Source organism: Sutcliffiella halmapala (assembly GCF_050107295.1).
Taxonomy (GTDB): domain Bacteria; phylum Bacillota; class Bacilli; order Bacillales; family Bacillaceae_I; genus Sutcliffiella_A; species Sutcliffiella_A halmapala_A.
Genome location: NZ_JBNIKR010000056.1, coordinates 1 through 234 on the forward strand (window position 1 = coordinate 1; position 234 = coordinate 234).

A 234-nucleotide genomic window follows, 5' to 3' on the forward strand; every position below is an offset into this window, starting at 1 on the left:
AAGGAACCAGGAGGTTCCTTATATTATCCGGTATTAGCTCCGGTTTCCCGAAGTTATCCCAGTCTCAAGGGCAGGTTGCCCACGTGTTACTCACCCGTCCGCCGCTGACTTACAAAAGCAAGCTTTTGTAAGTCCGCTCGACTTGCATGTATTAGGCACGCCGCCAGCGTTCATCCTGAGCCAGGATCAAACTCTCCAATAAAGAGTTTGAGCTTATGCTCAAATGTTGACTAG

The 234-nt window shown here is 49.1% G+C and carries 1 rRNA gene; it reads right to left on the reverse strand.

The features are described from left to right. Positions 1-202, reverse strand: a 16S ribosomal RNA gene (locus ACQCT5_RS23050); the annotation flags it as partial. Positions 203-234 lie beyond the last annotated feature (32 nt).